The organism is Gordonia sp. (in: high G+C Gram-positive bacteria) (assembly GCF_020438995.1).
GTDB lineage: Bacteria > Actinomycetota > Actinomycetes > Mycobacteriales > Mycobacteriaceae > Gordonia.
Map to the genome: position 1 here is coordinate 20,910 of NZ_JAGQTN010000112.1, position 19,657 is coordinate 40,566.

The window sequence follows — 19,657 nt, forward strand, 5'->3', positions numbered from 1 at the left end:
GATTGTTCCCTATCGGTGTGTCGCTGTGGGGAGGCGCGGTCGGGCGGCGAGTGGAACGCGGACCCGTCCGTATTGCACACTGGAACAGTGACTCTTCCAAGTGGTGGTGACCGGCTCCTCGACGCTGTTGCTCAGGCACGGGATGCGCTGATCGACGACGGCGCGCAGCCCGGTGCGCATCGGGGTGCCGACGCCGAGGGCCCTTGGGCCGTCGCCCACTACTTCGAGGCCGATCTGGTGGGGTATCGGGGCTGGCAGTGGTGCGTGGTGCTGGCCGGCGCTCCCGGGTCCGAGGAGATCACGGTCAGTGAGATCGCGCTGCTGCCGGGCACCGATTCGCTGCTGGCCCCGGCCTGGGTGCCGTGGAACGAGCGGGTCGTCGCGGGCGATCTCACCCCCGGCGACGTCCTGGCGGCCGAACCCGACGACCCCCGGCTGGTGCCGGGTCAAGTCGATACCGGGGATGAGTTCCGCGCCGAGAGCGAGTCGACCGATCCGGACGATGTCGCGCAGGCCATCGGCGAGCTGGGTCTGGGCCGCAGTAGGCTGCTCAGCCGGGAGGGCCGTGACGACGCAGCGCAGCGCTGGTACGACGGCGAGTTCGGGCCGACGGCCGCGATGGCGCTGGCGGCCAATCATTCGTGCTGCTCGTGCGGCTTCTACGTTCCGTTGTCGGGTGCGTTGCGGGCGGGCTTCGGCGTGTGCGCCAACGAGTACTCGGCCGACGGGCGGGTGGTCTCCGCCGAGTACGGTTGCGGCGCGCATTCGGACATCCCCGCGCCGCGCGGCGCCGGGTCGCCCGCGTTCGAGGCCTATGACGACGGTGCGGTGGAGATCGTGTCCACCGCGGCGCGCCAGGCCGCCATCGAGCAGACCCCGGTCCGCGTCGCCGCAGAGTGAGCGCGGGCGACACGGCCGATCCGTTCGGGCCGGGTTCCGATCCGTTCGGTACCGCGCGGTTGCGTGCGGCGATCTGCGAGTCGTGGCAGGTGTCGCCGACCCGGCTACTCGAGGACAGTGCCGCCGAATCCGATCTGGTATCGGTCGGCTACCGCGACCGGCTGTTCACCGAACTCGCCGCCAACGGTGCCGACGCCGCAGCGGCTGCGGGGGTACCGGGCACCGTCGCGGTCTGGCTGACCGGACGTGAGTTGCACGTGGCCAACACCGGTGAACCGCTGTCGGCGGCGGGGGTGCGTTCGCTGACGGCCCTGAGAGTATCGGCCAAACAGGGAGTATCGGCCACTCACCCCGACAGCCACATGGACAGCTCAGTGGCCGATCAGCCGCATGGTGCCGGCGGGGATTCGTTGCCGGTGGTCGGCCGGTTCGGCGTCGGGTTCACGGCCACGGCGGCGGTTGCCGACACCGTCGAGATCCGGTCACGTTCGGGTTCGGTGGTCTTCGACCGGGACCGTAGCTGGCAGCAGATCACCGGTCTCGGTGCCGCCGACGGTCTGACGGCCCAACGGGTGCCGTTGCTGCGACTGGCGTGGCCGTCGCAGGTGCCGCCGGCCGACGGCTTCGACACCGAACTCGTGCTGTCGGTGCGTGCCGGGGTCGACCCCGAGGTGCTGATCGCCGGGATGATGTCGGAAGCACCGGATCTGCTGCTCGAACTGTCCGCCCTCGCCCAGATCGACATCGCCGGAACCGGATTCGTCATCGACCGGCGCCCGCATCCGGACGAGCCGGGGGTCGAGGTAGCCACGGTGCGGTCCGCCGGCGGGCGAGAACGTTCGTGGCTGGTGTCCACCGGGCGGAGTGCGGCGTGGCTGGTGGAGCTGGACGCGGCCGGTGCGGCGGTGCCCGCCGACGGGGACGTACTCCGGGCGCCTACTCCGACCGATATCGAATTGTCCTTGCCCGCAAGGTGTATCACCGATCTTGTGTTGACACCGGATCGCCGTCGAGTGCATCCGGACGCCGACCTGACCGGGATCGCCGACGGCTACGTGGCGCTGATGCGGGCGCTGCCGCGGGCCGCCCGGCCGGTATTGGTTCCACGAGTAGGGTTGGCGCGCAACGATATCGACGCCGCGTTGACCGGTGCGGTACTCGCCGAGGTGGCGGCGGGCAGCTGGTTGCCCACCGTCGCCGACGGTGACGTATCGCCCCGGCGGGCCGAGGTGTTCGCCGACCTCACCGAGCCGCTCGCCGACGTTCTCGGTGATGTGATGGGTGGCCTTGCGTCCGTGGATATCTCGGGACCGGCCCATCTTCCCGGGTTGCGCGCGGCGGGTGTCGCCGAGATCGGTCTGGCCGATATCGCCGACCGTCTCGCGGGAGCCCAGCGACCCCCGCGGTGGTGGTGGCGGCTCTATGATGCGCTGTCGCCGTTGGTGTCCGGTCCCGACGAGGCCGAGTCGCTCGGTGCGTTGCCGGTGCCACGGGCCGACGGACGACTCAACTTCGGCGCCCGTGGGCTGTTGATCCCGCAGGTATCGGGCACCCGGGCGTCCTGGATCGCCACCCCGGACCGGCAGGCGGTCCATCCGCTCCTGGAACGTCTTGGTGCACAGGTGATCTCGATCGTCGAACTGCTTGACCTGCCGGAGCTGCGGGCCGCCGTGCAGGCGTGCGCCGACGATCCGTACGAGGCCGACACCGACACCGTGGTGGCCGAGGTTCTCGGGGTTCTCGCCGCCGACCCGGACGTCGTCGCCCCCGAATGGCTGGCGGCCCTGCCGTTGCCCGATTCCGGCGGCGAATGGGTGTGCGCCGACGAACTGCTGCTACCGGGCAGCCCGCTCGCACAGGTCCTCGACGAGGACTCGCCGTTCGGCTCCGTCGACCCGGAGTTCGTGGCCGAGTACGGTGTGGCGACACTGCGCAGGCTGGGCGCGGGCTGGGGGTTCCTGATCGTCACCGACGACATGCCGGTGGCCGCCGACCACGATCTGCCCGACGAGGACCTCTGGTGGGACGCGCAGCCGGAGCCGCCGCAGACGTTGCGGGCCGTCCGCGACCTCGACCTCGTCGACCCCGACAGGTGGCCGGCGGCGCTGACGCTGCTGGCGACCGACGGACGCACGGCGCCGCTGTTGTCCGATCGCGACGGCTACACGGCGTGGTGGTTGCGCCGCAACGCCGTCGTCGGCGGGCTTCGTCTCGGCGACCATCGAGCGCCCGACGACCCGCGGCTGGCCGGGGTGCTCGACCCGCTCGACCATCCGCATGCCGACCTGTTGGCATCCGCACTCGGCGGCGTCATCGAATCGGCGGCCGATGCGCAGCTGGTGCTCGACCGGCTGGCCGACCCGGCCCGGGCGGTCAGCCCGGGCGTGGCGATCCGCGCCCATGCCGACGTCGTGGCGGCCTGCTCGTCGGGTGTGTTCACCGTCGACGACCTCGACGTGCCGGCGGGGGTGCGCAGAATCGACGGGTCCGCCGGCCGGGACGGCGTCGTCGTCGACCGGCCGTGGCTGGTCGGGGTGACGGAGCCGTCCTCGGCCGTGCTGTGCGGGCTGCCGGTGGATGCCGACGCCGCGGAGTTGCTCGCCGACATCCTCGACATCGGCCTGGCATCGGAGCGTCAGCGGGCCGACGTGGTCGGCGAGGGCACCGCGGCGACGTGGGACGACGGCGCGGCGGTCGCGTTCGCGGCGGCCACCGGCCGGGTGCCGGGCCACGGCGAGGTCAGGGTGCACGAGCGGGTGCGGGTACGCATGCGCGACACCGGCGCCGAGCACACCGTGGCGTGGTGGGTCGACGACCGCGGTATCACCCATCTACCGGCCGCAGCGGGGCTGGTGGGTGGGTCGGTGTCTCAGTCCAGGCCAACCTGAGCGCCCTTGGCGCCCCGGCGTACCGCGCCGCGCTGCACCGTCACGATGACGATGCCGAGCACACCGACGCCGAGCCCCACCAGACACACGGTGAGCGCCCGGTCGGAACCCGCACCGGTGACGGCCACGACGATCGTCGCCACGAGCCAGGCCACCATTCCGGCGACGATCACGGGCCCCGGAGCGCGCAGCTTTTCCGGCAGTTCGGGGATCTCTGTGGACTCGGGGGAGTCGGGTGCGACGGCCATGGGTTCAGGGTAACTTTCTGCTGTGGCTGACTCGTCTGCGCTCGGCGCCCCGACACCGGCAGGGTCCGGTACCGGCGCTCTCAACAGGTTCTTCAAGATCAGTGAACGGGGGTCGACGCTGAGCCGCGAGGTCCGCGGCGGTCTTGTCACCTTCTTCACGATGGCCTACATCGTGGTGCTCAACCCGATCATCATCGGCGGTGAGCACAACACCGACGCCAATGGGCACTTCCTGCAACTAGATCAGGTAGCCGCGGTCACCGCGCTGGTCGCGGGCGTCATGTCGATCATCTTCGGCATCGTCGCGAACTATCCGTTCGCGCTGGCCGCGGGTCTGGGCATCAACAGCCTGCTCGCGGTGACCATCGCCCCGCAGATGTCGTGGCCGGCGGCGATGGGCCTGGTGGTGATCGACGGCATCATCATCGTCGTGCTGGCGGCCACCGGATTCCGCACTGCCGTATTCAACGCCGTGCCGACCGAACTCAAGGCGGCGATCGCGGCCGGTATCGGGTGTTTCATCGCATTCGTCGGGATGGTCGACGCCGGATTCGTCCACCGTGTTCCCGACGCCGCCAACACGACGGTGCCCGTGCAGTTGGGCACGGAGGGCAATTCGATCGCCACGGTGCCGACGCTGATCTTCGTCGTCGGCGTGCTGCTGATGGCCGCGCTGGTGGTGTGGCGGGTTCCCGGCGGCCTGCTGCTGGGCATCGCGATCATGACCGTGGTGTCGGTGGTCGTCGAGTCGGTGTTCGACTTCGGGTCCGGGGCCACGGAGAAGGGCGGCTGGAGTCTGTCGGTTCCTTCGATCCCCGACAGCGTGGGCGGTCTGCCGGATCTGAGTCTGGTCGGCGAGGTCGATCTGTTCGGGGCGTTCAGTCAGATCTCGGTGTTCGCCGCGTGTGCGCTGGTGTTCGCACTGGTGCTGTCGAACTTCTTCGACGCCATGGGCACGATGACCGGGCTCGGGCAGGAGGCGGGCCTCGCCGACAAGGACGGCGCCCTGCCGGGTATCGGCCGGGCGTTGATCGTCGAGGGCTCGGGCGCGGTGGTCGGCGGTGCGGCGTCGGCCTCGTCCAACACGGTTTTCGTCGAGTCCGCGTCGGGTATCGCCGAGGGCGCACGCACCGGACTCGCCAATGTCGTCACCGGTGCTCTGTTCCTCGTGGCGATGTTCTTGACACCGATTTACAGCATCATTCCGCTCGAGGCGGTGGCGCCGTCACTCGTTGTGGTGGGTGGAATGATGATTTCTCAGGTGCGCAATATAGACTTCACACGGTTCGACATTGCGCTGCCATGTTTCCTGACGATCGTGACGATGCCGTTCACCTATTCGATCGCCAACGGAATCGGTGTCGGATTTGTCAGCTGGGTGGTGCTGGCGGCCGCGTCGGGCAAGGCGAAAGCGGTGCATCCGCTGCTGTGGCTGGTGGCGGCGGTGTTCGTGCTTTACTTTGTCCGCGAACCAATCTCAAATCTTTTCGATTAGCAATCACCCGTACGGACTACAAGTTTGTGGCGTGTCGTGGGTCCTTGGTCCCTTATCTGGGCTAAATACCCACCCGGCCTGATTCTTTAATACGTTGCATCCACGTTGTCGATTAGTCTGTCAGCGTGAACGAGATTTACGATGTCGACCGGTTGCCGGGCGATCTGTCGTTGGTTGTGGTCAGGCTGGCTCGTCGCCTGCGGGGCCGTCGCGGAGCCAAGTCCGTGTCCCTGACCCAGCTGTCGGCGTTGAGCACCCTGCATCATGAGGGGCCGATGACACCGGGTGCGCTCGCCATGGCCGAACGGGTACAGCCCCCGTCGATGACCCGGGTGATCGCCTCACTGGCCGAGCTCGGCATGGTCAAGAGGGAACCGCACCCGACCGATGGACGGCAGGCCATCGTGTCACTGGCCGCTCGCGGAGCCGACGCGATCGCCGAAGAACTCGCCGCGCGCGAGGAATGGCTCAGCCGGCGGCTCGCCGAACTCACCACCGAGGAGCGCGACGCGCTGCACCGGGTGGTCGGCATCATGGACAAGATCATCCACAGCGCCGACGACATTGATGAGAACGCGCCCCGCGCGGTGGATGAGATCGCGCCTCGCGCGGTGGATGAGATCGCGCCACGCGCGGCGATGGGTGCGGTCCCGCCGCCGGTACCCGTCATAGTTCCGGTCGCCTGAGATCCGGTCGCCTGACACTCGACCGGCACCCGTGCCGATCGGGCGTCAGACAACCGGCCGATCAGAACCCCGGCCGATCAGATCAGAAGTAGGTGCCCGCGAACGGTGCCCGATCGGTGGCCCACGCCCGATCCAGTGCTGCGGTGATGTCCGGACCGGCCGTCCACAGCCTTCCGGCGGCCGCCATCGCCGACGGTGCGATCGCGCCCAGATAGATCGAACCCAGTACCGCGATATCCATGCGCACATCGGGTTCGGCCGTCGACGGGGCAACCTGTGCGACTCCGTCGGTCACCTGGAGGCCGAACGTGCCCCCGCGGCCACGGAATGGGTCCTCTATGTCGATCACCACGTCGAGATCGCCGCGGTAGCCACGCAGCGTCAGGGCCGCCGGAATGTCGAGAATCCGCAGCCACATCGCGTCGCCACGTGCCTCGCGCGCCACCGGCCGAAAATCGGTCACAGCCAGCGGCAACGGGTCGTCGGTGGGCAGCTGAACGTCCACAGTGCTCACCAGGTCGAGATTGAGCAACACCCGCCACAGTTCGCGATGCGCCTCATCGGTGACCGCGACGAAATCGAAGACATCGGCGCGGACGATGCGGACCGTGCGGGATGCCGCGGGGTCGTCGGCGACGCTGTAGCGCGCATAGCCGTCCTGATGCAGCAGTACGTGCACGGCCTCTGTACCCGGCGCCGGTGTGTCCGTATCCGGGACGATACGGAATATGTTCCGCCATCGGTTCTCGTTCCGATGGACCGCGCCGGGTCGCGTTCGTGCCCACCGGTCATGCAGAACGGGAAGCACTTTCGTGATATCTCCCGGTGCGGCGTAGACGACGGGAGTGGTACCCGAGGTATCGGCCTCCGCCCGTAGCTGAGCCTTCTCGATCTCGATCCGATACGAATCGGTGAACGTGGCCGGGCCGAAACCATAGCGCTCGTAGATGGTCGCCTCCGATGCGATGAGCGCGGCCAACGGATACTCTTCGGACTCCCACTGGTCGAACAGATCACTCATCATCGCCCGCAGGATGCCCCGGCGCCGATGCGTCGAGGCCACCGACACCCAGGTGAGGCCGGCAGCCCGCACGACCGGTTGATCAGGACCGGGCACGGTGATCTGCAAGCGCTCGAAGGTGGCGACGCCGGCCAGCGACTGGCCGGCCGTGATCGCCGGATCTCGCACGACGACTACATCGTCGTTGCCGTACATTCCGCGCACGGAGGCCCGATCGGACTCCGGCATCGGGCCTTGTTGCAGGAAGGCCCGTGCGTCGGCGACGAAGATGTCCGGCCAGTCGTCGTCGGTGGCGCGGCGCAGCTCGAAGGGGAATTCCGGGTTCGAAGTACTCACCGCTCCACGGTGTCACAGCATGTCAAGTGGATTTGGCAGACTTGACCGCGTGTCGTTCCCAGATGCCGAGTCCCCAGATACCGAGTCCCCGGACGCCGAATCCGCAGCCGTCGACAGAGCGCTCGTCCCCGACGGTCTCTCGGTGACCGTCGTCGACATCGACGACCCCGGCGACCTGCGCGTCGACGACTTCCGGGACCTGAACTCCGTGGACCGCCGGCCGGATCTGCCCGCACTGCCGGGCGGTCGCGTCGGCAAGGGACTGGTGATCGCCGAAGGGGTGCTGGTCGCGCAGCGGATGATCGCCTCGCGATTCGCGCCGCACGCCTTCCTCGGTGTCGACAAGCGGTTACATGAGCTGGCCGCTGATCTGCGTGACCCGTCGCTGGTCGGGGTGCCGTTCTACCGGGCGAGCGCCGACGTCATGGCGCAGGTCGTCGGGTTCCACCTCAACCGCGGCGTGCTCGCGGTGGCCCGCAGACCGCACGTCCTTGATGTCCCGCACGTCCTTGATGTGGCCGACGTGCTGGTGGGTGCGCGGACCGTCGCGGTGCTCGAAGGCGTCAACGACCACGAGAACATCGGCAGCATCTTCCGCAACGCCGCTGGTCTCGGCGTCGACGCCGTGCTGTTCGGGGCCGGGTGTGCCGACCCCCTGTACCGGCGTTGTGTCCGGGTGTCGATGGGGCATGCGCTGCTCGTGCCGTTCACGGCTTTCACCGACTGGCCGGGTGGGTTGGACATATTGCACGAGAACGGTTTTCAGACGTTGTCGCTGACTCCCGAGCCGTCCTCGCCCGATCTCGCGCGGGCATTGATCGATCCGGCGACCGGCGCGCCGCGGGACAAGGTCGCGTTCCTGGTGGGGGCCGAGGGGCCCGGCCTGACGCGGGCCGCGATGCGGGCCAGCCACATCCGGGCACGTATCCCGATGTCGCGGGGCACCGACTCCCTCAACGTGGCCACCGCCGCCGCCATCGCATTCTACGAACGGGTGAGGGCCGGGCGATGAGTGTCGCGCCACCGCCCGAACCGACACCGTGGGCGCTGGGCCTACTCGTCGCCACCGCGCTGGCGTTGTTCAGCGCCTGTCTGCTCGTGGGGATCAACGACCTCATCGGCGGTATCCGGTGGTGGCTCGGCTGGATCGCGACGGCAGTCGTGGCGGTAGGCATCGCGTGGACGCTGTGGGACCTACGGCTGCGGCCGGTCTGGCGGTGGCTGGTCGCCGGCAGCTACGTGGGACTGCTCGCAGGGCTCGGGGCCGGCGTGGTACTCACCTTCGTTCCGCACTGACTTTCATCCCGAACTGACCGTCATCGCGCACCCGCGCCCGTGACTGTCCTGAAGACCGCTCTCCTGGAGACCGGGCCCCTAGAGACCAAAGCCGAAATACTGGCCGATGCGCTTGCCGATGCCGACTCTGGGTGCCCGGACCGAACCCCGCGGCTCCCGCTCCGGCTCCAGCTCCGGCTCGCCGGCCGGTACCACGGCAACCGTGACCGATCGTGCGGGTGCGGCGGTCATGAGGCCGGCCGCCCGGAGGACCGGCGCGAGGGGGGCGGTCACGGGGTCGGCATACACCGAAGTCGGCAGTTGGAGCGCGGGTTGGGAGACGAAGTCCCCTGATCCCATAGGGTCCCCGGACGTCATGGGATCCCCCGATGTCATGAGGTCGGCTGTCATGGGGCCGGCTGTCGCGGGGTCGAATGTCGCGGGGTCGAACGTCATGGGGTCGAATGCAACGGGCACCGGCGCCTGCGATGCGAGCGGGGCCGTCACGATGTCGGAATCATCGGGAACCTGTGTCCGTTGCGGTGGGACGGACGTCACCACATCGTCCTCGGTCGGGACATAACCGGCCGGATGGATCCGGAAACCGACCACCGGGATCGACTCCGGATCGCTGTCGGTGTCGGCGAGCGGGTGCGTGAAGCGGAAGCCGAGCCAGTCACGGTTGGCCTGCTCGGCGAGTTCCTGGGGGTGGAACGGCAACGCCATCAGCTCCGGCTGGGTGCCTGGCGCATAGTAGATCGGGCATTCGCCCGCCCAGAACGGCCGCTCGAACACGAACGGGATGCCTTCGTCCTGATGGATGTCCACGGGGTCGGCCGCGAACGATCGGCGCAGCGTGCCGTTCTCCCACCGGGCGAAGCAGCCCAGCGCGGTGTCGGGGTCGGTGTGCAGCAAGGTCACCACGGAACTGCGGCGCATGGCCGAGATCGTGCACGTGAGCGTCGACGGGCGGGCGGTGGCGAACCGGGAGGACATGACGACGGCCAGGCCACCGTAGGAGCCGACGTACACCATCGAATCGGGGTCCGATTCGGCAAGCTCAGCGGCTGTGGCCAGGTCTGTCTCGACGGCGGGGACCAGCACCTTGTCGTCGTAGATCGGCGCGACGAGCGCGCCGGCGTCGTCGGCATTGTTGACGAGGCCTTGGCGGATACGGACCGTGGCGTCCGGTGTGTCGATGAACCAGACGGCTGTGGCGCGGGCGGACACGGCTCAGCTGTGCCCGTTGCCGCGGACGCCCAGCAGGACGTCCTCCCAGGCCGGGACCGATGGAGTGCGGGACCTGCGTCGAGGTTTCACAGCGACGTCGTTGCTGTGGGCATCGTCGTGATGGGCGGGGTCCTGATGAGCGGCGTCTTGATGGGCGGTGTCCCGATGGGCGGCGTCGTGACGGTCATCGTCCTGAAGGGCATCGTGCACGGGCTCCTCGTGGTCTTCGGAATCGGTGATGTCGGGTGCCGCACCCCCGGTCACCCCGTCACCGCCCATCGGCCCGGGCTCCGGGTACGCATCGTCGTGTGCGGCGACGTCGGCCACGAGCGGCACGATCGGGGCTGCCGGGTCGGGTGACACCTGCTGCGGTTGATCGGCGAATGCCGCCGGCAGCGTGTCGGGCTGCGCCGACTGCCCGACCACCACCGGCGACAGTCTCGGCCGCGGTGTGATCAGTTCCGGGTGGGTGATCTCGTATGCCAGTTCGTCGAGCGGATCGGTGATGCCGCCGTGCGATCCGGGCCGGTACCGCCAGTGGGCGTAGAAGTCGGTGTGCCCCACCAGCCACATGAGCTGGATGACCCACTCGCCGTCGTCGCCCTTCCAGGCGTCCCAGTCGATTTCGGTGGAGCTGTAACCGAACGCGGAGAATGCCTCGGCGACCGCCTCGGACAGCGTGGATTTGGACGGGCCGTCCTCCCGGAGCGGATGCGACTGCGCGGCCAACTCGGTGGCGCGTTGCCGTTCGAGCAGCACCGGATGCGCGAAGCGCTCGATCCGTTCGATGGTGACACCGGCGATCGCGGCCACCTCGGCGACGCTCGCACCGCCGCGGATGCGGGCCTGGATCTCGCGCGGCCGCAGCGAACTCTCCATCTCGATCTGGATCTGGCCCAGCCGGGAGAGATCGCCGCGGGCGGCGGCCCGCAGTCGCTCGTCGGCGACGATCGCGAACCGCTCGGTGGTGTCGGGATCCTGGCAGATGACACGTTTGCCGTCGGTGTCGACACCGACGACGCGGAGTTCACGCATCTGCTCCTCCTCCGTGACCCTGAGTACCGGTATGACCCTGAGAACAGGCACCGGGCACAGCCTGAATCAGACCCTAGATCAGACCGCCGGTTTCGATGCCCGATGACACGCGAAAACCCGTTATCCGCCTGCGATGCCAGTGATAGCTGATGCTACAGGTATCGGGCGATGCCAGTGTGGCAGAACGTAACTCTCAGAGCTTGCCGACGACGTGGTCGATGCACCGGGTCAGTGCGGTGATGTCGTCGGGTTCGATCGCCGGGAACATGCCGATGCGCAGTTGGTTGCGGCCCAGCTTGCGGTACGGCTCGGTGTCGACCACACCGTTGGCGCGCAACGCCTTGGCGACGGCCGCCGCGTCGACGTCGTCGGAGAAGTCGATGGTGCCCACGACCTGGCTGCGCAGCGCCGGATCGGTGACGAACGGGGTGGCGTATTCGCTGGCGTCGGCCCAGTCGTACAGGCGCTTGCTGGAGTCGGCGGTACGCGAGACGCACCAGTCGAGGCCGCCGTTACCCAGCATCCAGTCGATCTGGTTGCCGAACAGCAGCAGCGACGCCAGCGCCGGGGTGTTGTAGGTCTGGTTCTTGGAGCTGTTGTCTACCGCCGTTGGCAGCGACAGGAACTCGGGCACCCACCGGTCGGTCTGGGCGATCTTCTCGATGCGTTCGAGCGCCTTGGGGCTCATCAGGGCCACCCAGATACCGCCGTCGGCGGCGAAGCATTTCTGCGGGGCGAAGTAGTAGACGTCGGCGTCGGCGACGTTCACCGGCAGACCGCCGGCACCGGAGGTCGCGTCGATGGCCACCAGCGAGTCCTCGGACCCGGCCGGGCGCAGCACCGGCACGGCCACGCCGGTCGACGTCTCGTTGTGGGCCCAGCCGATCAGGTCGGCGCCGCCGAAGTCGTCGGCGGTCAGGGCGGCCGGGTCGGGGGCGGTGCCCGGGTCGGTGGAGATCACCGCGGGTGCGTCGAGGAACGGCGCCTTCTTGGACACGGTGGCGAACTTGGAGCTGAACTCACCGTAGGTCAGGTGCAGCGAGCGACGCTCGATCAGTCCGAACGCGGCAGCGTCCCAGAAGGCGGTGGTACCGCCGTTGGACAGCACGACCTCGTAGCCCTCGGGCAGCGAGAACAGCTGGGCCAGACCTTCGCGGATCGCACCCACCACGTTCTTCACCGGAGCCTGCCGGTGGCTGGTGCCGAACACCGACGACCCCGTGTCGACGAGGTATTGCAACTGCTCGGGACGGACCTTGGACGGCCCGCAGCCGAACCGTCCGTCGGACGGCAGCAGGTCGGCGGGGATGGTGATAGGCGCGGTGGCGGTTTCGCTCATGACGAAGCAGTTTACCGGTGTGGCGGGGACCACTTGCTCACGTGGTTCCCCGTCGATGTGGTAAGGCACGACCGATACCTCGCGGCGGGTCGCGACTATGGGCGCGGCACCCAGCCGTCGACGTCCTCGGGGCGGCGCGGACCGGGACCGGTGTAGACGGCCGCGGGCCGTACCAGTTTGCCGAGTTGTTTCTGTTCGAGGATGTGCGCGCACCAGCCGGCGGTGCGTCCGCAGGTGAACATCGCGGGCATCATGTGCGTGGGCACCTCGGCGAAGTCGAGGATCACCGCCGCCCAGAATTCGACGTTGGTCTCGATGGCGCGGTCGGGGCGGCGTTCACGCAGTTCGGTGAGCGCGGCCTGTTCGAGGGCGGCGGCCACCTCGTACCGGGGCACGCCGAGTTCTCGTGCGGTGCGGCGCAATACCCGGGCGCGGGGATCCTCGGCCCGGTACACCCGGTGCCCGAATCCCATCAGCTTCTCCTTGCGGTCGAGGATGCCCTTGACCAGCGCGCGGGCATCGCCGGAGCGCTCGACCTCCTCGATCATCGGCAGCACCCGGGCGGGTGCGCCGCCGTGCAGCGGACCTGACATCGCGCCGATCGCCCCCGACAACGACGCCGCGACGTCGGCGCCCGTGGAGGCGATGACGCGGGCGGTGAACGTCGACGCGTTGAGACCGTGTTCGGCGGCGCTGACCCAGTAGGCGTCGATGGCCGCGACATGCCGGGGATCGGGATCGCCCTGCCATCGGGTCATGAACCGGGCGGTGACGGTGTCGCAGTCGTCGATGATGTGCTGCGGCACCGCCGGCTGATGGATGCCGCGGGCCGACTGGGCCACATACGACAGGGCCATCACCGAGGCCCGCGCCAGATTGTCGCGGGCGGTGGCGTCGTCGATGTCCAGGAGCGGTCGATAGCCCCAGATCGGGGCCAGCATCGCCAGTGCCGCCTGCACGTCGACGCGGACGTCGCCGGTGTGGATGGGCAGCGGGAACGGTTCGGCCGGGGGCAGGCCGTCGCCGAATTTTCCGTCGACGAGCAGCGCCCACACGTCGGCGAAGGTGACCTTGTTCTCGACGAGGTCCTCGATGTCGACGCCGCGGTAGCGGAGGTTGCCGCCGTCTTTGTCGGGTTCGGCGATATCGGTGGTGAAGGCGACGACGCCCTCGAGTCCGGCGGAAAATCCTTCGGGCACATTCGCGGGCATCGGCCCTCACCTCTTCACGTCGGGGCCTCGCCGCGCGGGCCTGTGCTGATCGCCGGGCTGCGGCGGTGTCACCTGCTCAAGACTGTAGCCACGTCCACCGTCCGGGCGCTCGCGCAGCGGCGGAGTAACCTGCCACTACGTGACCGAAGATCTGCCCGGCGACCGCCGGTACACCGTGGATCGGCCCGGCGACCGCCGGTACCATGTCGATCGGCCCGGCGACCGCCGGTACCGTGTCGACCTGTCCAACCTGCGCGTCGGATACGGCGGCGACACCCCCGCCACCGCGGGGGAAGGTGACCGGGCGGCCGGTGCCGACGGTGTCGGCGAGAACCTCGACCCGAGCTGGTTGCGCGGCGACCCGCCGTGGCTCGAACTGTTCGAGGTGTGGCTGCACGAGGCGCTCGAAGCCCGCATCCCCGAACCCAACGCGATGGTGCTCGGTACCGTCGACGCCGACGGACTGCCCGTCACCCGCACCGTGCTGTGCAAGGGCGCCGACGCCGACGGCATCACCTTCTTCACCGGCTACGACTCGGACAAGGGCCATGACCTGGCCGTCCACCCGCACGCGTCGGTGACGTTCCCGTGGATCGCGCTCGAACGGCAGGTGCACCTGCGGGGACCGGTCGAGAAGGTGAGCGCCGCAGAAACCGCTGAGTACTGGGCCAAACGTCCCCGCGGATCGCAGCTGTCGGCGTCGGCGTCGGAGCAGTCGCGTCCCATCGGCAGCCGCCTCGAACTTGAACGCAAGGCCGCCGACGTGGCTGCGGGCTTCGGTGGATTCGATTCGGGCGCACCGGTTCCGGTGCCCGGGCAGTGGGGCGGGTACCGGATCCGGCCGCGCGTCGTCGAGTTCTGGCAAGGCCGGGCCAACCGGCTGCACAACCGGGTCCGGCTAACCCTCACCGACGACGGCTGGCACGCGCAGCGATTGCAACCGTAGGGGTGGCGCGACTTCTCGCCGACACCGCGCCGCTGAAGGACCTCGACTTCCGGCGGCTGTGGCTGGCCAACATCGTGACGGTGATCGGGGCGCAGCTGACCATCGTGGCCGTGCCCGCGCAGATCTACCTGATCACCGGGAGCTCGGCGTACGTCGGGCTGACCGGCGTGTTCGGGCTCGTGCCGCTGGTCGTGTTCGGGTTGTGGGGCGGTGCGCTCGCCGACGCGATGGACCGCCGGATGCTGCTGGTGTGCACCACCGTCGGGCTCATCGGGTGCAGTGCCCTGTTCTGGCTGCAGGCCGCCGCCGGTGTCGAGAACGTGTGGGTGATCCTGGCGCTGTTCTCCGTTCAGCAGGCGTTCTTCGCGGTCAACCAGCCCACGCGGACCGCGATCCTGCCGAGGCTGCTGCCCGCCCGCGAACTGCCCGCGGCACTGAGCCTGTCGATGACGGTCACGCAGGCGGGTGCGATCGCCGGCCCGCTCGTCGGCGGCGCGATGATCCCCGCGCTCGGCTTTCCGCTGCTGTACCTGCTGGACACCATCTTCCTGCTACCCACCCTGTTCGCGGTGATCCGGCTGCCGTCGATGAAGCCCGACGGCGACGCGCCCAGGGCCGCGGGACTGCGGTCGGTGATCGACGGACTGCGGTATCTGTCACGGGAGAAGATCCTGCTCGCCTCGTTCGTGGTCGACCTGATCGCCATGATCCTGGGTATGCCGCGGGCGCTGTTCCCGCAGATGGCGCACGAGAACTTCGGTGGCCCCGCCGAGGGCGGCTGGGCGTTCGCGCTGCTGTTCGTCGCGATCTCGGCGGGTGCGGTGCTCGGCGGAGTGTTCTCCGGTTGGGTCAGCCACGTGCGGCGGCAGGGTCTGGCCGTGATCGTGTGCATCCTGATCTGGGGTGTCGCGGTGGCCGGTGCCGGTGTGGCCGTGGCGTTCTCGGGGGGTTCGGCGTTGCCGATCCTGCCGGTGGTGCTGGTGCTGCTGATGATCGGTGGTGCCGCCGACATGGCGTCGTCGGCGTTCCGGCAGTCGATCATGCTGGCCGCCGCCAACGACGAGGTGCGCGGCCGGTTGCAGGGCGTGTTCCTGGTGGTGGTGGCGGGTGGTCCACGGATCGCCGACGTCGCGCACGGAGCGGCGGCAGCGTCGGTGGGCGTCGCGTGGGCCACCTCGATGGGCGGGGTGGGCGTCGTGCTGGCCACCCTCGTGGCCGCAGTGCTGATCCCGTCGTTCATCCGGTACCGGGTGGGCGGGCGAGAGTGAACGTCCGTCGTCAGCCGGTGCGGAAGCGGATCAGCGATCCGGCCACCAGCTGCGCCACCGCATCCAGACTGTGCGCCGACAGAACACCGGCCACCGGGTAGCCGCCGGTCACCGGGTGGTCGGCGAGGAAGATCACCGGGTTGCCGGTGGGCGGTACCTGCACTGATCCGTGTGCGATGCCCTCGGAGGCCAACTCTCCCGCGTCCGGGCGATGGTTGGCCGGTGACTGCGCGGTGCCGCCGGGCCGGGCCAGCCGCACCCCCACCCGGTTGCTGTCGGCGCCTACCTCCCACATGCCCGCCGTCAGCGACGCCGGGTCGGCGAGGTGCTCGCGCCGTGGACCGTCGAACAGGGTGACGACGGTGATGCGGTCGCGGTGGGCATCGACCGGCGCCATCGCCACCGCCGGCAGCGCGGCCTGCGGCGGGCCGACGGCCAACACGTCCCCGGCCGCCAGCGGCGGCGGACCGAGCCCGGCCAGCACATCGGTCGATCGGGAACCGAGTACCGCCGGCACGTCGATGCCGCCGCGGACTGCCAGGTAGCTGCGGCAGCCGGTGACCGGAGTACCGATGCTCAGTTCGCCGCCCGCGGGAAGTTCGGTCCGTGCTCCGGTGCCGACGGGCCGCCCGTTCACCATCACCGCACCCACCGCACCGGTCACCGCGACCAGCGCGCGGCCGTCGGTGCGCAGCCGCAACCCGCCCAGCGTCACCTCGATTCCGGCGGTGCCCTCGAAGTTGCCCACGAGACGATTGGCCAGCCGCAGTGCACCGCGGTCGGCGGCGCCCGAGCGGGGTACACCGAGATGGGCGTGGCCGGGGCGACCGAGATCCTGCACAGTGGCGAGCGGGCCGGTGGCCAGGATCTGCAGTCCGGTCATCGCCGATCACCTTCGGCGGCAAACCGCACAAGCGTGCCCGGAGCGAGCAGCGCGGGCCGGTCGGCGGTCTCGTCCCATAGGCGGACGCCGGTGCGGCCCAACAGGTACCAGCCGCCCGGGCTCTGTCTGGGGTAGACGGCGCTGTAGCCGGCGGCAATGGCCACCGAACCCGCCGGTACTCGGGGCCGCGATTCCGGTCGTCGGCCGATCCGGTGGAAAGGGTGCGGTCCGTCAGATGATCCGGCGGTGGGCGTCAGGTAGGCGAAACCCGGTGCGAAGCCCATGAACCGGACCTGCCACAGGGTGCGCCGATGGATGTCGGCGACCTCGCCGGGGCCGGTCCCTATGAGGGCGGCGACGGCGTCGAGGTCGGCGCCGTCATAGACGACGGGGATCGTCACGGTATCGGGTTCGGCGGCCCGACCGGTCGCGGCGGTGGCGGTCCGTAACGCGCGGCGAACCCCGAGATCATCCACACCGGAACCGGATTCGGCCTGCACGAGCAGCGTATGCGCACCCGGCACCAGGTCTGTGATCGTGGGCAGCGCACCCGCCGCCAGAGCCTCGGACAGTGCCCGCCATGCGTGCTCGCCTGCGGCGGCCGGATCGTCGTCGGAACCGAAATCCAGCAGCAGCGCGTCGGGTCCGGCGGGCAGTACACGCATACCGCCGAGGGTAGTGCGCCCGTCGCGCCACCGCCCCGATCCCCACAGGATCACCGCAATCGGCCGCGCGTGGGCCCGGGCGCTGGCACGATGAAAGCAGAACAAACGAGTTGGACGTGCGCGAGAAGGTGGTGTGCGGTGAGCGACGGTCGCAGTCGGCCGTTACAGTTTCCAGGTCGGGTGCGCACCCTCCGTGGGCGTGTGAGCCCGATACCGACTAGGTTGTACCCCATGGTCCTCACCGGGCCACAACAAAATTCACTTCAATGCAAGAAGGGGATCGCGTGTCCGCTGAAACAGTCCCTGCCGACCAGGCAACCGACACGGCCTCCATCACTTACCCCGGTGGACAGCTGCAACTCCCGATCCTCAAGGCAACAGAGGGCACCGACTCCATCGCACTCGGCAAGCTGCTGGCCGAGACGAACCTGACCACGTTCGACGGCGGCTTCGTCAACACGGCTTCCACCAAGTCGGCCATCACCTACATCGACGGCGACGCCGGCATCCTGCGCTACCGCGGCATCCCGATCGACCAGCTCGCCGAGAAGTCGACGTTCATCGAGGTCAGCTACCTGCTGATCTACGGTGAGCTACCCACCCCGGCCCAGCTCGAGGACTTCACCACCAAGATCCAGCGGCACACCCTGCTGCACGAGGACCTCAAGCGCTTCTTCGACGGTTTCCCGCGCAACGCGCACCCGATGCCGGTGCTCTCGAGTGCGGTCAACGCGCTCAGCGCTTACTACCAGGATTCGCTCGACCCGAAGGATCCGGAGCAGGTCGAACTGTCCACCATCCGGCTGCTCGCCAAGCTGCCGACCATCGCCGCGTACGCGCACAAGAAGTCCCAGGGCCAGCCGTTCCTGTACCCGGACAACTCGCTGAGCCTGGTGGAGAACTTCCTGCGGATGACCTTCGGCTTCCCCGCCGAGCCGTACGAGGTCGACCCCAAGGTCGCCAAGGCCCTCGACATGCTGTTCATCCTGCACGCCGACCACGAGCAGAACTGTTCGACGTCCACGGTCCGGCTCGTCGGCTCGTCGCAGGCCAACCTGTTCACCTCCATCTCGGGCGGCATCAACGCCCTGTGGGGCCCGCTGCACGGCGGCGCCAACCAGGCGGTGCTGGAGATGCTCGAGGAGATCAAGCAGTCCGGCGGCGACACCAAGGCCTTCATGGACAAGGTCAAGAACAAAGAAGACGGCGTGAAGCTGATGGGCTTCGGGCACCGCGTGTACAAGAACTACGATCCGCGCGCGGCCATCGTCAAGAAGACCGCCGACACCATCCTCGAATCCCTCGGCGTGCAGGACGACCTGCTCGACATCGCCAAGGGCCTCGAAGAGGTCGCCCTGCACGACGACTACTTCATCTCGCGCAGGCTGTACCCGAACGTCGACTTCTACACCGGCGTCATCTACCGGGCGATGGGCTTCCCGACCCGCATGTTCACCGTGCTGTTCGCGCTCGGCCGGTTGCCCGGCTGGATCGCGCACTGGCGTGAGATGCACGAGGACCCGACCACCAAGATCGGCCGCCCGCGACAGTTGTACACCGGTTACACCGAACGCGACTACGTCGACCTCAGCACCCGATAAGTCACCGACACCACGCGCCGCACCCGGCGCGTGGTGTTCTTTTGCGCGCCGTATTTCGTGCGCCCGCCAACGCGACTCAAAGGAGAGTTTCATGAGCAAACCCGTTGTGGAGTTTCCCGAAGGCCCGGCACCGGCTGAATTGCAGGTCGTCGACCTGGTCGTCGGTGAGGGCGACGAGGCCCGGCCCGGTGGCGTCGTCGACGTCCACTACGTCGGTGTCGAGTACGAGACCGGCGAGGAGTTCGACTCGTCGTGGGATCGTGGCCAGTCCGCGAACTTCCCGCTGCCTCGGCTCATCCCGGGCTGGCAGGAAGGTATCCCCGGCATGAAGGTGGGCGGTCGCCGTCGCCTCACCGTGCCGCCGGCGCTGGCCTACGGTCCGGCGGGCGCCGGGCATCGGCTGTCGGGTAAGACGCTGATCTTCGTGATCGACCTGCTCGGTGTCGGCTGAGCATCCCGGCCCGAACCATCCGGAAAGTCCGTGCGCTCAGGTGCACGGACTTTCTGTTGGTACGCCCGGCATGGGCATTCGCTTGGAGGTGGAAGTCCTCTGGAGGGGAAGGTGGTTTAACTCCTAGTTGATGGCAACTGCGTCACTGTGAGGTGGGGTGGGAAGGAAGCCGGAGACGA

17 protein-coding genes and 1 pseudogene are annotated in these 19,657 nt (G+C 68.8%); 10 read left to right on the forward strand and 8 right to left on the reverse strand.

Translation table 11 applies throughout. The features are described 5' to 3' along the window. The first annotated feature begins 87 nt into the window (after positions 1-87). Positions 88-900 (forward strand): DUF3027 domain-containing protein, encoded by an 813-nt coding sequence (locus KDB67_RS08970; protein WP_291014984.1) that lies wholly within the window; start codon positions 88-90, stop codon positions 898-900. Further along, the gene (locus KDB67_RS08975) at positions 897-3,788 is read left to right on the forward strand and encodes a hypothetical protein (RefSeq protein WP_291014987.1); all 2,892 of its coding nucleotides are present in this window, start codon (positions 897-899) and stop codon (positions 3,786-3,788) included. The genes KDB67_RS08970 and KDB67_RS08975 overlap by 4 nt, the downstream gene beginning before the upstream one ends. On the opposite strand, the gene KDB67_RS08980 is transcribed toward KDB67_RS08975, so the two are convergent. Beyond that, on the reverse strand, positions 3,770-4,036 hold the full coding sequence (locus KDB67_RS08980) for a DUF2530 domain-containing protein (RefSeq protein ID WP_291014989.1): 267 nt from the start codon (positions 4,034-4,036) through the stop codon (positions 3,770-3,772). The genes KDB67_RS08975 and KDB67_RS08980 overlap by 19 nt on opposite strands. 22 nt (positions 4,037-4,058) lie before the next feature. Between KDB67_RS08980 and KDB67_RS08985 the strand changes: the two genes are divergently transcribed. Together KDB67_RS08985 and KDB67_RS08990 are read left to right on the forward strand one after the other, a co-directional pair. Further along, complete coding sequence (locus KDB67_RS08985; RefSeq protein ID WP_291014991.1) at positions 4,059-5,531, forward strand: NCS2 family permease; 1,473 nt, start codon at positions 4,059-4,061, stop codon at positions 5,529-5,531. Between the two features lie 125 nt (positions 5,532-5,656). Then, a pseudogene (locus KDB67_RS08990) lies at positions 5,657-6,079 on the forward strand (MarR family transcriptional regulator); the annotation flags it as partial. A gap of 220 nt (positions 6,080-6,299) precedes the next feature. Here KDB67_RS08990 and KDB67_RS08995 read toward each other — a convergent pair. Next, complete coding sequence (locus KDB67_RS08995; RefSeq protein ID WP_291014992.1) at positions 6,300-7,574, reverse strand: GNAT family N-acetyltransferase; 1,275 nt, start codon at positions 7,572-7,574, stop codon at positions 6,300-6,302. A gap of 142 nt (positions 7,575-7,716) precedes the next feature. Between KDB67_RS08995 and KDB67_RS09000 the strand changes: the two genes are divergently transcribed. Beyond that, on the forward strand, positions 7,717-8,586 hold the full coding sequence (locus KDB67_RS09000; RefSeq protein ID WP_291015029.1) for an RNA methyltransferase: 870 nt from the start codon (positions 7,717-7,719) through the stop codon (positions 8,584-8,586). Further along, positions 8,583-8,870 carry a DUF2537 domain-containing protein gene (locus KDB67_RS09005; RefSeq protein ID WP_291014994.1) on the forward strand — a complete coding sequence of 96 codons (288 nt, stop codon included), beginning with the start codon at positions 8,583-8,585 and terminating at the stop codon, positions 8,868-8,870. The genes KDB67_RS09000 and KDB67_RS09005 overlap by 4 nt, the downstream gene beginning before the upstream one ends. 78 nt (positions 8,871-8,948) lie before the next feature. Here KDB67_RS09005 and KDB67_RS09010 read toward each other — a convergent pair whose 3' ends face one another. From KDB67_RS09010 to KDB67_RS09025, 4 genes are all read right to left on the reverse strand, one after another. Continuing rightward, positions 8,949-10,079 (reverse strand): hypothetical protein, encoded by a 1,131-nt coding sequence (locus KDB67_RS09010; protein ID WP_291014996.1) that lies wholly within the window; start codon positions 10,077-10,079, stop codon positions 8,949-8,951. 3 nt (positions 10,080-10,082) lie between these two features. Then, entirely contained in the window at positions 10,083-11,114 is a 1,032-nt protein-coding gene (gene sepH / locus KDB67_RS09015) for a septation protein SepH (protein ID WP_291014999.1), read from the reverse strand. 193 nt (positions 11,115-11,307) lie between these two features. Further along, positions 11,308-12,453, reverse strand: a complete 1,146-nt coding sequence (gene serC, locus KDB67_RS09020; RefSeq protein ID WP_291015003.1) for a phosphoserine transaminase — start codon at positions 12,451-12,453, stop codon at positions 11,308-11,310. 95 nt (positions 12,454-12,548) lie between these two features. Further along, positions 12,549-13,664, reverse strand: a complete 1,116-nt coding sequence (locus tag KDB67_RS09025; protein ID WP_291015005.1) for a citrate synthase 2 — start codon at positions 13,662-13,664, stop codon at positions 12,549-12,551. 175 nt (positions 13,665-13,839) lie between these two features. Between KDB67_RS09025 and pdxH the strand changes: the two genes are divergently transcribed. Together pdxH and KDB67_RS09035 are read left to right on the forward strand one after the other, a co-directional pair. Further along, on the forward strand, positions 13,840-14,610 hold the full coding sequence (pdxH, locus tag KDB67_RS09030; protein WP_291015033.1) for a pyridoxamine 5'-phosphate oxidase: 771 nt from the start codon (positions 13,840-13,842) through the stop codon (positions 14,608-14,610). A 2-nt stretch (positions 14,611-14,612) separates the two neighbouring features. Next, positions 14,613-15,878: an MFS transporter gene (locus KDB67_RS09035; protein WP_291015008.1), complete on the forward strand. Its 1,266-nt coding sequence runs from the start codon at positions 14,613-14,615 to the stop codon at positions 15,876-15,878. A gap of 10 nt (positions 15,879-15,888) precedes the next feature. On the opposite strand, the gene KDB67_RS09040 is transcribed toward KDB67_RS09035, so the two are convergent. After that, positions 15,889-16,761, reverse strand: a complete 873-nt coding sequence (locus tag KDB67_RS09040) for a biotin-dependent carboxyltransferase family protein (protein WP_291015010.1) — start codon at positions 16,759-16,761, stop codon at positions 15,889-15,891. Further along, positions 16,758-17,426, reverse strand: coding sequence for a carboxyltransferase domain-containing protein (locus tag KDB67_RS09045; RefSeq protein ID WP_291015012.1), 669 nt, complete (start codon positions 17,424-17,426; stop codon positions 16,758-16,760). Before KDB67_RS09045 ends, KDB67_RS09040 begins: the two co-directional genes overlap by 4 nt. Positions 17,427-17,710: 284 nt before the next feature. Here KDB67_RS09045 and KDB67_RS09050 point away from each other — a divergent pair, with 284 nt between their 5' ends. Continuing rightward, positions 17,711-19,027: a citrate synthase gene (locus KDB67_RS09050; protein WP_291015015.1), complete on the forward strand. Its 1,317-nt coding sequence runs from the start codon at positions 17,711-17,713 to the stop codon at positions 19,025-19,027. 91 nt (positions 19,028-19,118) lie between these two features. Next, positions 19,119-19,478 carry an FKBP-type peptidyl-prolyl cis-trans isomerase gene (locus KDB67_RS09055; protein WP_291015018.1) on the forward strand — a complete coding sequence of 120 codons (360 nt, stop codon included), beginning with the start codon at positions 19,119-19,121 and terminating at the stop codon, positions 19,476-19,478. The last annotated feature ends 179 nt before the right edge of the window (positions 19,479-19,657 follow it).

What these genes read in the sequence shown, in the direction of transcription:
- KDB67_RS08980 (WP_291014989.1), bottom strand. Translation starts at nt 4,036, where the DNA reads ATGGCCGTCGCACCCGACTCCCCCGAGTCCACAGAGATCCCCGAACTG.
- KDB67_RS09005 (WP_291014994.1), top strand. Translation starts at nt 8,583, where the DNA reads ATGAGTGTCGCGCCACCGCCCGAACCGACACCGTGGGCGCTGGGCCTA.
- sepH (WP_291014999.1), bottom strand. Translation starts at nt 11,114, where the DNA reads ATGCGTGAACTCCGCGTCGTCGGTGTCGACACCGACGGCAAACGTGTC.
- serC (WP_291015003.1), bottom strand. Translation starts at nt 12,453, where the DNA reads ATGAGCGAAACCGCCACCGCGCCTATCACCATCCCCGCCGACCTGCTG.
- KDB67_RS09025 (WP_291015005.1), bottom strand. Translation starts at nt 13,664, where the DNA reads ATGCCCGCGAATGTGCCCGAAGGATTTTCCGCCGGACTCGAGGGCGTC.
- KDB67_RS09040 (WP_291015010.1), bottom strand. Translation starts at nt 16,761, where the DNA reads ATGACCGGACTGCAGATCCTGGCCACCGGCCCGCTCGCCACTGTGCAG.
- KDB67_RS09045 (WP_291015012.1), bottom strand. Translation starts at nt 17,426, where the DNA reads ATGCGTGTACTGCCCGCCGGACCCGACGCGCTGCTGCTGGATTTCGGT.
- KDB67_RS09055 (WP_291015018.1), top strand. Translation starts at nt 19,119, where the DNA reads ATGAGCAAACCCGTTGTGGAGTTTCCCGAAGGCCCGGCACCGGCTGAA.